This window comes from Streptomyces asiaticus (genome assembly GCF_018138715.1).
Classification (GTDB): Bacteria; Actinomycetota; Actinomycetes; order Streptomycetales; family Streptomycetaceae; genus Streptomyces; species Streptomyces asiaticus.
The window spans coordinates 3,143,789-3,159,717 of sequence record NZ_JAGSHX010000006.1 but is presented as its reverse complement, the minus strand read 5'-3'; the positions used below and the strand labels follow the sequence as shown (position 1 = coordinate 3,159,717).

Here is a 15,929-nt window from a genome sequence, read left to right as displayed (position 1 = left end):
GGATTTTCTCTACCCTTCAATAGAGTTTCGAAATACCGGACTGCCCCCTATCGCACCTTGGGTCTCCAGGGGGTCATAGGGGGCAGCTAGGGGTTGTTATGAGGGTTAGTTCGCACATAGCCTCTCAGCGAGAAGTCGACTGATTTGGTTGTTGGTTACCGGCTCCCGTTGAGGATCTGTGGAGCATTTCCGATGCCGTCTGCCGTAATTGGATTGCGTAAATGGCGAATGAAGAGACGCTGCGGGACTACCTCAAGCTGGTAACGGCGGATCTGCACCAGACTCGCCTCCGCCTGCAAGAGGCCGAGGCGAAGAACCACGACCCCATCGCCATCGTGGGGATCGGCTGCCGTTATCCCGGGGGCGTGCAATCGCCCGAGGACCTGTGGCGCATCGTCAGCGAGGGCGTCGACGCGGTCAGCGAGTTCCCGCTGGACCGCGGGTGGAATGTCGACACGATGTACCACCCGGATCCGGACCACCCCGGCACCAGCTATGTGCACGAGGGCGGATTCGTCGACGGCATTGCCGATTTCGACCCTTCGCTGTTCGGCATCAGCCCCCGGGAAGCGCTCGGCATGGATCCGCAGCAGCGGATGCTGCTGGAGACCTCCTGGGAGGCGTTCGAACGCGCCGGAATCGACCCGGTCGCGGTGCGCGGCCGGCAGATCGGCGTCTTCGTCGGCACCAGCAATCACGATTACCTGGGCGCGATCCTCAGTTCCAACGAGAACTTCGAGGGCTACTTCGGCACCGGTAACGCCGCGAGCGTCGCCTCCGGCCGCCTCTCCTACACCTTCGGTTTCGAGGGCCCGGCCGTCACGGTCGACACCGCGTGCTCCTCCTCGCTGGTGGCGCTCCACCTCGCCGTCCAGGCGCTGCGCAACGGCGAATGCTCGCTCGCCCTCGCCGGTGGCGCCACCCTGATGTGCGCGCCCGGCGTCTTCGTCGACTACAGCAAGATGCGCGGACTGGCCCTCGACGGCCGCTCCAAGCCCTTCGCCCCGGAGGCCGACGGCTTCTGCCTGGGCGAGGGCGTCGGCATGCTGCTCGTCGAGCGGCTGTCGGACGCCCAGCGCAAGGGCCACCCGGTGCTCGCCGTGGTCCGCGGCTCCGCCGTCAACCAGGACGGCGCCAGCAACGGCCTCACCTCGCCCAACGGCCCCTCGCAGCAGCGCGTCATCCTCCAGGCGCTGGCCAACGCCCGGCTCAGCCCCGACCAGGTGGACGCCGTCGAGGCGCATGGCACCGGCACCGCACTCGGCGACCCGATCGAGGCGCAGGCCCTGCTCGCCACGTACGGCCAGGACCGGCCCGAGGGCAAACCGCTGCTCATCGGCTCCATCAAGTCCAACATCGGCCACGCCCAGGCGGGCGCCGGTGTCGGCGGCATCATCAAGATGGTCATGGCGATGCGGCACGGTGTGCTGCCCCAGACCCTCCATCTCACCGAGCCCACCCCGCACGTCGACTGGACGGCCGGGGACGTCGAACTGCTCACCGCCCCCCGCGAGTGGCCCCAGGACCCCGAGGGCGCCACCCCGCGCCGCGCGGGCGTCTCGTCGTTCGGCATGAGCGGCACCAATGTGCACACCATCCTCGAGGAGGCCCCGGCCGCCGCGGCCCCCGTCGAGACCGCCGAGGGCGACGAGCCGGAGCGGGCCGAGCCGCCCCTCGTCCCGGTCGTACTGTCCGGCAAGAACGAGCAGGCACTGCGCGCCCAGGCGCTCCGGCTGCGGACCCATCTGGCCGCCCACCCCGGCCACCGCCTCGTCGACATCGGCTACTCCCAGGCCGCCACCCGCGCCGCCCTCGACCGCCGTGCCGCGGTCGTCGCCGCCGACCACGAGGAGCTCCTCGCGGGCCTCGACGCGCTCGCCGAAGGCCGCCACCACCCCGAGGTGCCCGAGGGCCTCGCCGCCGAGGGCAAGGTCGCGTTCCTCTTCACCGGGCAGGGCAGCCAGCGGCTCGGCATGGGCCGTGAGCTGTACGCGACGTACCCGGTGTTCGCCGAGGCGCTGGACGCGGTCTGCGCCCAGCTCGACCGCTTCCTCGACCGGCCGCTGAAGGACGTGCTGTTCGGCGACGACGCCACCACGCTCGACCGGACCGGCTACACCCAGCCCGCGCTGTTCGCCGTCGAGGTCGCCCTCTTCCGCCTCGTCGAGTCCCTGGGGCTGCGGCCCGACTTCCTCTCCGGCCACTCCATCGGCGAGCTCGCCGCCGCCCATGTCGCCGGGGTGCTCTCGCTCACCCACGCCTCCGCCCTGGTGGCCGCGCGCAGCCAGCTGATGCAGCAACTCCCCACCGGCGGCGCGATGATCGCCGTGCAGGCGGCGGAGGACGAGGTGACACCGCTGCTCACCGAGCGGGTGTCCATCGCCGCCATCAACGGCCCGACGTCGGTCGTCATCGCCGGTGACGAGGACGCGGCCGTGGAGATCGCGGCGGGCTTCGAGGCACGGGGCCGCAAGACCAAGCGGCTCACCGTCAGCCACGCCTTCCACTCCCCGCACATGGACGGGATGCTGGAGAACTTCCGTCAGGTGGCCGAGCGGCTGACCTACGAGGCTCCGAAGATCCCGATCGTCTCCAACCTCACCGGCACCCTGGTGAGCGCCGACGAGATCACCACGCCCGAGTTCTGGGTGCGCCACGTCCGCGAGGCCGTCCGCTTCCTCGACGGCGTCCGCCGCCTCGAGGACCACGGCGTGACCACTTATCTGGAGCTCGGCCCCGACGGGGTGCTCTCCGCCATGGCCCAGGAGTGCGTGAGCGGCGGCAAGAACCGCACGTACGCCTTCCTGCCCGCCCTGCGCTCCGGCCGCCCCGAGCCCCGCACCCTGAGCAACGCGCTCGCCCGGGCCCACGTCCGCGGCCTGCCCGTGGACTGGGCCACGTACTACGCGGGCACCGGCGCCCGCCGCGTCGAGCTGCCCACCTACGCCTTCCAGCGGCAGCGCTACTGGCCCGCCAACCCCTTCTCGTACGGCGCCGACCCCGCCGCCGCCGAGGCCGCCGCACCGGCCGTGGCCGACGCCCGGTTCTGGGAGGTCGTGCACAGCGAGGACCTGGCCGCCCTGGTCGACACCCTCGGCCTCGACGGCGACCAGCCCCTCAGCGAGGTGCTGCCGGTCCTGTCCGCGTGGCGCCGGCGGAGTCACGTGGACACCACCGTGGACGGCTGGCGCTACCGCGTCACCTGGACCCCGCTGCCACAGGCCCCGGCCAAGCCGCTCACCGGCACCTGGCTCGTGGTCCCCCCCGAGGGACGTACCGACGACCCCTGGGTGGTGGAGTCGCTGCGGCTGCTGGCCGAACGCGGCGTCACCGTCCACCGGATCGACGTCGACGGCACCACCGCCGATCGCGCCGCCCTCGCCGAGCGGATCCGCACCGCCCTGAGCCCGGACCCGGCGGCCGAGGCCCCGTCCTTCGACGGTGTGCTCTCCCTGCTCGGACTGGACGAGCGCCCGCACGACGGGCACCCCTCCCTCAGCGCCGGACTCGCGGGCACCCTCGCCCTCGTCCAGGCCCTCGGCGACGCCGGCCTCGACGCCCCGCTGTGGGCCGCCACCCGCGGCGCGGTCTCCGTCGGCCGCTCCGACCGGCTCACCAGCCCCGAACAGGCCCGGATCTGGGGCCTGGGCCGGACCGCCGCCCTTGAACACCCCGAGCGCTGGGGCGGTCTGATCGACCTGCCCGAGACCGCCGACGACCGCGCCCTCGGGCGGCTCGCCGACATCCTCGCCGGGCCCGAGGGCATCAGCGGCGAGGACCACCTCGCCATCCGCCCGCAGGGCATCCACGTCCGCCGGCTGGCCCGCGCCCCGCACCACGAGACCACCGACGAGGGCTGGACCACCCACGGCACCGCGCTGATCACCGGCGGCACCGGCGCCCTCGGCGGCCATGTGGCCCGCTGGCTCGTGGCCCACGGCGCCCAGCACATCCTGCTCACCAGTCGCCGTGGCCCCGACGCGCCCGGCGCCGCCGAGCTGCGGGACGAACTCACCGCCCTCGGCGCCCAGGTGACCGTCGCAGCCTGCGACGTGGCCGACCGCGACGCCCTCGCCGGGCTGCTGGCGACCGTCCCCGCGGACCTCCCGCTGACCACGGTCGTCCACGCCGCCGGAGTGCTGGACGACGGGGTGCTCGACGCCCAGACCCCGCGGCGGATGGCCGAAGTGCTGCGCGCCAAGGCCGACTCCGCCCGCCATCTGCACGAGCTCACGCGCGGCCTCGACCTGTCCGCGTTCGTGCTCTTCTCCTCCATGGCCGCCACCTTCGGCGCCGCCGGACAGGCCAACTACGTGGCCGCCAACGCCTACCTCGACGCGCTCGCCGAACAGCGCCGCGCCGAGGGCCTGCCCGCCACCTCGATGGCCTGGGGCGCCTGGGCCGACGGCGGCATGGCCACCGACGAGCTGGTGGCCGAGCGGCTCCGGCAGTCCGGGCTGCCCGCCCTCGCCCCCGCACCGGCCACCGCCGCCCTGGGCGCCGCGCTCGACCTCGACGAGACCTTCTCCCTCGTCGTGGACATCGAATGGAACCGCTTCGCGCCCGGCCTCGCCGGCCACCGCCCGAACCCGCTGCTCGCCGACCTCTCCGAGGCCAGGCGCGCGATCGAGGTGGCGCGCACCGCCACCGGCGGCCCCGCCATCCCCGGCCGGCCCACATCGCTGGCCCAGCGGCTGACCGACGCCGGGACCGACGAGGAACGCGACCAGATCGCCCTGGACTTCGTCCGCACCCAGGTGGCCGTCGTCCTCGGCCACCCCGGGCCGGACTCGGTGGAGCCCAGCCGCGCCTTCCGCGACCTCGGCTTCGACTCGCTGACCGCGGTCGAGATCCGCAACCTGCTGTCCACGCTCACCGGGCTGAAGCTGCCCGCGACCATCATCTTCGACTACCCCACCCCGATCGCCCTCGCCGACCACCTCCAGGCCGAACTCATCGGCACGCGCCCGGCGGTGACCGGCGCGTCGTCGGTGGGCGTGGCCCTGGACGACGACCCCATCGCGATCGTCGGCATGAGCTGCCGCTTCCCCGGTGGGGTGCGGTCGCCGGAGGAGCTGTGGCGGCTGCTGGCGTCCGGCCAGGACGCGGTGGTCGACTTCCCCGCCGACCGCGGCTGGGACCTGGAGACGCTGTACGACCCGGAGGGCACGGGCGAGCACACCAGCTACGTCCGCGAGGGCGGATTCCTCGCCGACGCCGCCGAGTTCGACCCCGTCTTCTTCGGCATCTCGCCGCGCGAGGCCCTTGCCATGGATCCGCAGCAGCGGCTGCTGCTGGAGACGTCGTGGGAGGCGTTCGAGCGGGCCGGGATCGACCCGACCACGCTGCGCGGCCAGCAGGTCGGCGTGTTCGCCGGTACCAACGGCCAGGACTATCTGCCCGTGATCCTCTCCGCCCCCGATGGCTCGGAAGGCTTCATGGGGACGGGTAACGCGGCCAGTGTGATGTCGGGCCGGGTGTCGTACGCGCTGGGTCTGGAAGGTCCGGCGGTGACGGTGGATACGGCGTGTTCGTCGTCGTTGGTGGCGTTGCACTGGGCGATTCAGGCGTTGCGTGCGGGTGAGTGCTCGTTGGCGTTGGCCGGTGGTGTGACGGTGATGTCGACGCCGGGTTCGTTCGTGGACTTCAGCCGTCAGCGTGGGCTGGCTGCGGACGGCCGGATCAAGGCGTTCGCGGCGGGCGCGGATGGCACGGGGTGGGGTGAGGGTGTGGGCATGCTGCTCGTGGAGCGGCTGTCCGAGGCCCGCAAGAACGGCCACCCGGTGCTGGCGATCGTCCGCGGCAGCGCGATCAACCAGGACGGTGCGTCCAACGGTCTGACGGCGCCCAACGGCCCCTCGCAGCAGCGGGTGATCCGGCAGGCGCTGGCGGGTGCGGGTCTGTCCGCGTCCGAGGTGGACGCGGTCGAGGCCCATGGCACCGGCACCAAGCTGGGCGACCCGATCGAGGCCCAGGCCCTGCTGGCCACCTACGGCCAGGAGCGCGACGCCGACCAGCCGCTGTGGCTCGGCTCCATCAAGTCCAACTTCGGCCACACGCAGGCCGCGGCCGGTGTCGCCGGTGTGATGAAGATGGTGCTGGCCATCCAGCACGGACTGCTGCCGCAGACCCTCAACGTCGATGAGCCCACCCCGCACGTGGACTGGTCGGCGGGCGCGGTCGCCCTGCTGACCGAGGCGCGGGAGTGGCCCGAGCCCGGCCGTCCGCGCCGGGCCGCCGTGTCCTCGTTCGGCATCAGCGGCACCAACGCGCACACCATCATCGAGCAGGCCCCCGCGTACGCGGACGAGACCGAGGACCCGGCGCCCGCCGCCGCGCCCCGGTCCGGTCTCCCCGCCGCCTGGGTGCTCTCCGCCAAGTCCCCCGAGGGCCTGCGCGACCAGGCCGTACGGCTGCGCGCCCACCTGGACGAGCGCCCGGAACTGGACCTCACCGACGTGGCGTTCACGCTCGCCACGCGCCGTACCGCCTTCGAGGAGCGCGCGGCGCTCGTCGCCGGGGACCGGGACGGGCTGCTGTCCGGCCTGGAAGCGCTCGCCGAGGGACGTACGGCCGCCGGGCTCGTTCAGGACGCGGTGGCCGGTGGCAAGGTGGCCTTCCTGTTCACCGGGCAGGGCAGCCAGCGGCTCGGCATGGGCCGTGAGCTGTACGACGCCTTCCCGACATTCGCGGACGCGCTGGACGAGGTGTGCGCCCACCTGGACGCGCATCTGGAGCGGCCGCTGCGGGAGGTGCTGTTCGGCGAGGACGCCGAGGCGCTGAACCGGACCGGCTTCACCCAGCCCGCGCTGTTCGCCATCGAGGTGGCGCTGTTCCGGCTGGTCGAGGCGTGGGGTCTGAAGGCGGACCTCCTCTCCGGGCACTCGATCGGTGAGCTGGCCGCCGCGCATGTGGCGGGTGTGTTCTCGCTCGCGGACGCGGCGAAGCTGGTGGCCGCTCGTGGGCGGTTGATGCAGGAGCTTCCGGCCGGTGGCGCGATGATCGCGCTACAGGCGTCGGAGGACGAGGTCACGCCGCTGCTCACCGAGCGGGTCTCGATCGCCGCGCTCAACGGGCCGACGTCGGTCGTCATCGCAGGTGACGAGGACGAGGCCGTCGCGATCGCCGATGGTTTCGAGGCGCAGGGCCGGAAGACCAAGCGGCTCACCGTCAGCCACGCCTTCCACTCGCCGCGTATGGACGGCATGGTGGAGGCGTTCCGCGAGGTGGCGCAGGGGCTGACGTACGAGGCCCCGCGCATCCCGATCGTCTCCAACCTGACCGGGAACGTGGTCTCCGCCGAGGAGATCACCAGCCCCGACTTCTGGGTGCGCCACGTGCGCGAGGCCGTCCGTTTCCTCGACGGCGTCCGGACGTTGGAAGCCCAGGGTGTCACCACGTACGTCGAACTCGGCCCCGACGGTGTCCTCACCGCCATGGCCCAGGAGTGCGTCACTGACGAGGACGCCGCCTTCGCCGCCGTGCTGCGCAAGGACCGTTCCGAGGCCGAGGCGCTGCTGTCGGCCGTCGCGCGGGCGCATGTGCGTGGGGTGGCGGTGGACTGGGCGGCGTACTACGCCCGTACCGGCGCCACGCAGGTCACGCTGCCCACGTACGCCTTCCAGCGGCAGCGCTACTGGCCGAAGGTCTCGTCGCTGTTCCTCGGCGACGTGGCCGCGGTCGGGCTGGGCGAGGCCGAGCATCCGCTGCTCGGCGCCAGCGCCGAACTGCCGGACGCGGACGGGATGTTGTTCACCGGGCGGCTGGCGCTGTCCACCCACCCGTGGCTCGCGGGCCACACCATCCTGGACACGGTGCTGCTGCCCGGCACCGCGTTCGTGGAGCTGGCGATCCGCGCCGGTGACCAGGTCGGCTGCGACTACCTGGAGGAGCTGACCCTCGAGGCGCCGCTGGTGCTGCCCGCGCGAGGCGGTGTCCAGCTGCGGCTCTCGGTCGGTGCGGCCGACGAGACGGGCCGCCGTCCGCTGTCGCTGCACTCCCGGCTGGAGAGCCTGCCCGCCGAGGAGCCGTGGACCCGGCACGCCGCCGGTGTCCTGGCGTCCGGTGGCCGTCCGGAGGCGGCGTTCGAGCTGAGTGCGTGGCCCCCGGCGGACGCGACCGAGGTGGAGCTGGACGGCCGCTACGAGGGCCTGCTGGACATCGGTTTCGCCTACGGCCCCGCGTTCCAGGGGCTGCGCAGGGCGTGGCAGCGCGGCGGCGAGGTGTTCGCCGAGGTGGCGCTGGACGAGGAGACGGCCGAGGAGGCCGCCGCGTTCGGGCTGCACCCGGCGCTGCTGGACTCCGCCCTGCACGCCATCGGCATGGGCGGCCTGGGCAACACGGGTGGCGAAGGGCGGCTGCCGTTCGCCTGGACCGGCGTGTCGCTGTACGCGAGCGGCGCCTCGGCGCTGCGGGTGCGCCTGGCCCCCGCGGGCACCGACGGCGTCCGGCTGGAGATCGCCGACACCACCGGCGCGCCGGTCGCGGCCGTCGAGACGCTGGGGCTGCGCCCGGTCTCGGCCGAGCAGATCCAGAGCGCCCGTACGGCCTACCACGAGTCGCTGTTCCGCCTGGAGTGGGCGACCACGGCCGGGCTCGCCGACGCGGCCGGGGCGGACGTTCCCGCCGACGGCCGGTGGGCGGTGCTGGGCGCGGATCCGCTCGGGCTCGGGACCTCGGCGTACGGGGACCTGGAGACGCTGGCCGGGGCGGTCGCCGCGGGCACGGCGCCCGCGCCCGAGTACGTCGTCGTGTCGCCGTCCGCAGAGGTCGGTGAGCAGGTGGCCCGCGGGGCGCACCGTGCCGCGGCCGCGGCGCTCTCCGTCGTCCAGCGGTGGCTGGAGGAGGAGCGGTTCGGGGACGCCCCGCTGGTCGTGGTGACCCGTGGCGCGGTGGCCGTCGAGACCGGCGAACCGGTGGCGGATCTGGCCGGTGCGGCCGTCTGGGGTCTGCTGCGCTCGGCGCAGTCGGAGAACCCGGGCCGCTTCGTGCTGGTGGACACCGACGGCGCTGATGAGTCGCTGCGGGCGCTGCCCGCCGCCCTGGCCTCCGGCGAGCCGCAGCTGGCGATCCGTGCCGGTGCGGTGTCCGTGCCGCGGCTGACACGGGTGGCCGTGGAGCCGGAGGGCGACGACGCCCGGGGTCTCGACCCCGAGGGCACGGTGCTGGTGACCGGCGCGTCCGGTTCGCTGGGCGGGCTGGTGGCCCGGCATCTGGTGGCCGAGCGTGGCGTACGGCGTCTGCTGCTGGTGAGCCGTCGCGGCGGCGAGGCACCGGGCGCTGATGAACTCGCGACCGAGCTGGTTGAGTTGGGCGCGAGCGTGCGCTGGGCGGCGTGTGATGTGGCGGACCGGGACGCGCTCGCCGCGGCCCTCGCCACGGTCCCCGCCGAGCATCCGCTGACGGCGGTCGTGCACACCGCAGGCGTACTGGACGACGGTGTGATCGGCTCACTCACCCCCGAGCGCATGGCGCACGTCATGCGCCCGAAGGTGGACGCCGCCTGGAATCTGCATGAGCTCACCCGCGAGCTGGACCTGACCGCCTTCGTGTTGTTCTCGTCCTCCTCCGGCGTGTTCGGCGGCCCCGGCCAGGGCAACTACGCCGCGTCCAACGCCTTCCTGGACGCCCTCGCCCGCCACCGCGCCGCCCAGGGCCTGCCCGCCACCGCGCTCGCGTGGGGCCTGTGGGCCGGGGCCGGTATGGGCAGCACCCTGGACGAGGCCGACATCGCCCGGATGCGGCGCGCCGGACTGCCGCCGCTGCCGGTCGCCGAGGGCCTCGCGCTGCTCGACACCGCGCTGACCGTCTCCGAGGCGTCGCTCGTGCCGATGCGGGTGGACCTCGCGGCGCTGCGCACCCAGGCCGCCGGTGGCGCGGTCTCGCCCCTGTTCCGCGGTCTGGTGCGGATCCCGGCACGGCGCGCGGTGGACGCGGTCGCGGCGGGCGGCGAGTCCGGTCTCGTCGGGCGGCTCGCCGGGCTGTCCGAGCCCGAGCAGGAGCGGCTGCTGCTGGACCTGGTCCGGGCCCAGGTGGCCACCGTGCTCGGCTACGCGGGCGCGGAGACCATCGGCTCGGGCCGGGCGTTCAAGGAGCTGGGCTTCGACTCGCTGACCGCCGTCGAGCTGCGCAACCAGCTCAACACGGTCACCGGGCTGCGGCTGCCCGCCACGCTCATCTTCGACTACCCGGACCCACAGGTCCTGGCCCGCCATCTGCGCACCGAGCTCGTCGGCGCGCAGTCCCCGGTGGTGCACACGCCGGTGCCGGTCGTGGCCGCCACCGACGACGAGCCGATCGCCATCGTCGGTATGAGCTGCCGCTACCCCGGCGGGGTCACCACCCCCGAGGAGCTGTGGCAGCTGCTCGCCGCGGGCGAGGACGGCATCTCCCGCTTCCCGGACAACCGTGGCTGGGACCTCGAGGCGCTCTACGACCCGGACCCGGAGACCCAGGGCACCTCCTACGCCCGCGAGGGCGGCTTCCTGCACGACGCCGCCGAGTTCGACCCGGCGTTCTTCGGGATCTCGCCGCGCGAGGCGCTCGCGATGGACCCGCAGCAGCGGCTGCTGCTGGAGACGTCGTGGGAGGCGTTCGAGCGCGCCGGGATCGACCCGCTGTCCGTGCGCGGCAGCAGGACCGGTGTGTTCGCGGGCGTCATGTACCACGACTACGGATCCCGGCTGCACGCCGTCCCGAACGAGGTCGAGGGCTACCTCGGCACCGGCAGCTCCAGCAGCGTGGTGTCCGGCCGCGTGGCGTACACCTTCGGCCTTGAGGGCCCGGCCGTCACGGTCGACACGGCCTGCTCGTCGTCGCTGGTGGCGCTGCACCTGGCCGCGCAGGCGCTGCGCAACGGCGAGTGCTCGCTGGCGCTGGCCGGCGGGGTCACGGTGATGTTCACCCCGGGTACGTTCATCGACTTCAGCCGCCAGCGCGGACTGGCCAGGGACGGCCGCTGCAAGTCCTTCGCGGCCGCCGCCGACGGCACCGGATGGGGCGAGGGCGCGGGCATGCTGCTCCTGGAGCGGCTGTCGGACGCCCGTCGACACGGCCATGAGGTGCTGGCGATCGTGCGCGGCTCGGCCGTCAACCAGGACGGCGCGTCCAACGGTCTGACCGCGCCCAACGGCCCGTCCCAGCAGCGCGTCATCCGCCAGGCCCTCGCCAACGCCCGCCTGACCACCGGTGAGGTGGACGTCGTCGAGGCGCACGGCACGGGTACGACGCTGGGTGACCCGATCGAGGCGCAGGCGCTGCTGGCCACCTACGGCCGGGAGCGGGACGCGGAGCGGCCGCTGTGGCTGGGCTCGGTGAAGTCCAACCTGGGCCACACCCAGGCCGCCTCCGGTGTGGCCGGTGTCATCAAGATGGTGCTGTCGATGCGGCACGGTCTGCTGCCGCGGACGCTGCACGTCGATGAGCCGTCGCCGCACGTGGACTGGTCGGCGGGCGCGGTGTCGCTGCTGACCGAGGCGCGGGAGTGGCCGGAGAGCGGCCGCCCGCGCCGGGCCGCGGTGTCCTCGTTCGGCATCAGCGGCACCAACGCCCACGCCATCATCGAGCAGCCGCCCGCCGCCGAGCCGGCCGAGCCCGCGGCGGAGCCCGAGGCCCTGCCGTATGTGCCGGTGCTGCTGTCGGCCCGTACCGAGGACGGGGTGCGGGCCCAGGCGCGGCGGCTGCGGTCGCGGATCGCGGCCGAGCCCGGGACCTCCCTCACCGACCTGGGCTTCTCGCTCGCCACGACCCGCGCCGCGCTGGAACACCGCGTCGCGCTGGTGGCCGAGGGCCAGGACGAGGCGCTGGGCGCGCTGGACGCGCTGGCGCGCGGTGAGCACCCGGCGCAGGCGCTGCGCGGGGTGGCCACCGAGGGCAAGGTGGCGTTCCTGTTCACCGGGCAGGGCAGCCAGCGGCTCGGCATGGGCCGTGAGCTGTACCGGACGTTCCCGCGCTTCGCCGAGGCGCTGGACGAGGTGTGCGACGCGCTGGACCCGCATCTCGAACGGCCGCTGAAGACCGTGCTGTTCGGCGAGGACGCGCAGGCCCTGGACCGTACCGCGGTCACCCAGCCCGCGCTGTTCGCCGTCGAGGTGGCGCTGTTCCGGCTGGTCGAGGCGTGGGGGCTGAAGCCGGACTACCTGTGCGGCCACTCCATCGGAGAGCTGGCCGCCGCGCATGTGGCGGGCGTGTTCTCGCTCGCCGACGCGTGCGCGCTGGTGGCGGCCCGTGGCCGGCTGATGCAGGAGCTGCCCGGGGGTGGCGCGATGATCGCCGTCCAGGCGTCCGAGGACGAGGTGGCGCCGCTGCTCACCGACCGGGTGAGCATCGCCGCGCTCAACGGCCCGACGTCGGTGGTCATCGCGGGTGATGAGGACGCGGCTGTCGCGATCGCTTCTGGTTTCGAGGCGCAGGGCCGTAAGACCAAGCGCCTCACCGTCAGCCACGCCTTCCACTCGCCGCATATGGACCCGATGCTCGCGGACTTCCGCAAGCTGGCCGAGTGCCTGACCTTCAACGCCCCGAAGATCCCGCTGGTGTCCTGCCTCACCGGCACGGTGGTCTCCGCCGACGAGGTCCGCCTGCCGGAGTTCTGGGTGCGCCACGTCCGCGAGTCCGTCCGCTTCGCCGACGGTGTCCGCACCCTGCGCGAACAGGGCGTGACCACGTATCTGGAGCTCGGCCCCGACGGGGTGCTCTCCGCGATGGGCGAGGACTGCCTCGCCGACACGGAGACCGGGACCGAGGGCGGTGTGGACACCGACGCGGTGTTCGTCCCCGCCCTGCGCGGCGGCCGCCCCGAGGCCCAGGCGCTCGCCACCGCCCTCGCCCACGTCCATGTCCGCGGCGCGGCCCCGGACTGGGCCGCGGTCTACGCCGGACGCGGCGCCCGCCGCGTGGAGCTGCCCACCTACGCCTTCCAGCGCCAGCGCTACTGGCTCGACGTGGGCATCTCCGTCGAGGACGTCATCTCCGCGGGCCTCGACACGGCCGACCACCCGCTGCTGGGCGCGGCGGTGGAACTCCCCGACACCGGTGGCTTCGTGTTCACCGGGCGGCTGTCGCTGCTGACCCACCCCTGGCTGGCCGACCACGCCGTCATGGACACCGTGCTGCTGCCCGGCACCGCCTTCGTGGAACTCGCGCTGCGCGCGGGCCACCAGGCGGGCTGTGACACGGTCGAGGAGCTGACCCTCCAGGCCCCGCTGGTCCTGCCCGAACAGGGCGCCGTCCAGCTGCGGCTGGAGCTCGCGGCGGCCGACGAGACCGGCCGACGCCCGCTCACCCTGCACTCCCGCCGGGAGGACGCGCCCGCCGACGAACCGTGGATCCGCCACGCCACCGGCTTCCTCGCCCCGGGCGCCGCGGTCGAGCACACCGCCGAGCCGGTGGACCTGAGCGCCTGGCCCCCGGCCGACGCGACGGCCCTGGCGACCGAGGAGTTCTACGAGGGCGCGGCCGCCGCCGGACTCGGCTACGGCCCGGTCTTCCAGGGGCTGCACACCGCCTGGCGGCGCGGCGAGGAACTGTTCGCCGAGATCCGGCTGCCCCAGGGCTACGAGCCGCAGGCCGCCGCGTACGGGGTGCATCCGGCGCTGCTGGACGCCGCCCTGCACACCCTCGGCCTCGACCCGCGGGACGAGCGGAGCGAGGGCGCGCGGCTGCCGTTCGCCTGGACCGGCGTACGGCTGCACGCCGGGGGCGCCGCATCGCTGCGCGTACGGCTGCGGCCCGGCGCCGACGGGGTGTCGCTGCACCTCGCCGACGGCACCGGCGCCGCCGTGGCCACCATCGACGGACTGGTGCTGCGCCCGCTGGCGGCCGAGCAGCTCGACGCCTCGCGCGCCGCGCACCACGAGTCGCTGTTCCGCCCCGAGTGGGCGGCCCTGTCCGCGTCCGCCAGCGACATCCCGCTCGGCGAGCGCTGGGTGACCCTCGGCGCCGCCACCGGCTTCACCGTCGGCGGCGAGCGGCTGGACGACCACGCGGACCTCGCGGCGCTCACCGCCGCCCTCGACGGTGGCGCGCCCGCCCCCGACGTGGTCGTGGCACCGCTCACAGGCGTGGCGTCCCTCACCGCGACCGGCGGCGCGGCGCCTCTCACCGGGACCGGCGGCGTGGCGCCTCTGCGCGCGACCGACGGCGTGGCGTCCCTGCCCGCCACGGACGGTACGGCTCCCCTCACCGCCACCGGCGGCATCGCGTCCGTACCCGACACCGCGAGGGCCGCCGCCCGGGACGCCCTGGACCTGGTCCAGAACTGGCTGAACGACCAGCGGCTCGCCGACACCCGGCTCGTCCTCGTCACCCGTGGCGCGGTCGCGGCGGCACCCGGCGAGGACGTCGCCGACCTGGCCCACACCACCGCGTGGGGCCTGGTGAAGTCCGCGCAGTCGGAGAACCCCGGCCGCTTCGTCCTGGTGGACACCGACGGCACCGACGCCTCCCAGCGGGCCCTGCCGTCGGTGCTCGCCACCGACGAACCGCAGCTCGCCCTGCGCTCCGGCACCGGCCACGCCTACCGCCTCGCCCGGGTCCCGGCCCTGGCGGACAGCCCCGAGCCGGGCGGACTCGGCGACCCGTCGGGCACCGTGCTGCTGAGCGGCGCCACCGGAGCCCTGGGCGGACTCTTCGCCCGCCACCTGGTGGCGGAGCGCGGAGTGCGGCATCTGCTGCTGGTGAGCCGACGCGGTGGCGAGGCCCCGGGCGCGGCCGAACTCGCCGCCGAACTCGGCGCGTTGGGCGCGGAGGTCACCTGGGCGGCCTGCGACACCGCCGACCGGGACGCCCTCGCCGCCACCCTCGCGGCCATCCCGGCGGAGCATCCGCTGACCGCCGTGGTGCACACCGCGGGCGTCCTGGACGACGGGGTGATCAGTTCGCTGACCGGTGAGCGGATCGACACCGTGCTGCGCCCCAAGGTGGACGCGGCGTGGAACCTCCATGAGCTCACCCGCGAGCTGGACCTGGCCGCGTTCGTCCTCTTCTCCTCGGCCGCCGGTGCCTTCGGCAGCTCGGGACAGGGCAACTACGCCGCGGCCAACACCTTCCTGGACGCGCTCGCCCAGCACCGCCACGCCCAGGGCCTGCCCGCGAGCTCGCTCGCCTGGGGCCTGTGGGCGGCGGCCGACGGCATGGCCGGAAGCCTCGACACCTCCGATGTCAGCCGCATCTCGCGCGGTGGCTTCGCGGCGCTCGGACAGGACGAGGGCCTGGCGCTGTTCGACGTGGCGGGCACCCTGTCCGAGGCCGCGCTGGTGCCGATCCGCATCGACACGGGCGCGCTGCGCGGCCAGGCCGCCGCCGGGCTGCTGCCGCCGTTGCTGCGCGGCCTGGTCCGCACCCCCGTACGGCGTTCCGCCGACACCGGGGCCACCTCCGGTGCCGTGGCCGACTCCGGTGCGGGCTCGCTCGCGACCCGGCTCTCCGGGCTCTCGGAGACCGAACGCGACCGCGAGCTGCTGGAGGTCGTCCGCGCCCATGTGGCGGCCGTCCTCGGCCACGCCAACCCGGACGACGTGGACGCCGGGCGGGGCTTCCTCGACCTCGGCTTCGACTCGCTCACCGCCGTGGATCTGCGCAACCGACTGGGCGCCGCCGCCGGGCTGCGCCTGCCGGTCACGCTGATCTTCGACTACCCGACGCCCACCGCGCTCGCCGGGTATCTGCGCGAGGAGCTGGGCCTGGACGGCGCGGCCGGACACCAGCCCGTACACGCGGAGCTCGACAAGCTCGAGGCGATCCTCGCCACGATCGCCCCGGACGACCTCGAGCGCCCCGGCATCACCACCCGCCTGCGCGACCTCTTGTCGAAGTGGAATGAAACGCAAAGTGCTACGGACAGCACCGCAGATGACCGTGAAATCCAGTCCGCGACGGCAGACGAGATCTTCGATCTCCTCGACGACGAGCTCGGGCTCTCCTGACCTGCT

At 74.0% G+C, this 15,929-nt stretch carries 1 protein-coding gene; it reads left to right on the top strand.

Going from position 1 to position 15,929, the window contains the following annotated elements; genetic code table 11:
* Positions 1-221: 221 nt before the first annotated feature.
* Entirely contained in the window at positions 222-15,923 is a 15,702-nt protein-coding gene (locus KHP12_RS20880) for a type I polyketide synthase (protein ID WP_211833438.1), read from the top strand.
* Positions 15,924-15,929: the final 6 nt, after the last annotated feature.

What these genes read in the sequence shown, in the direction of transcription:
- KHP12_RS20880 (WP_211833438.1), top strand. Translation starts at nt 222, where the DNA reads ATGGCGAATGAAGAGACGCTGCGGGACTACCTCAAGCTGGTAACGGCG.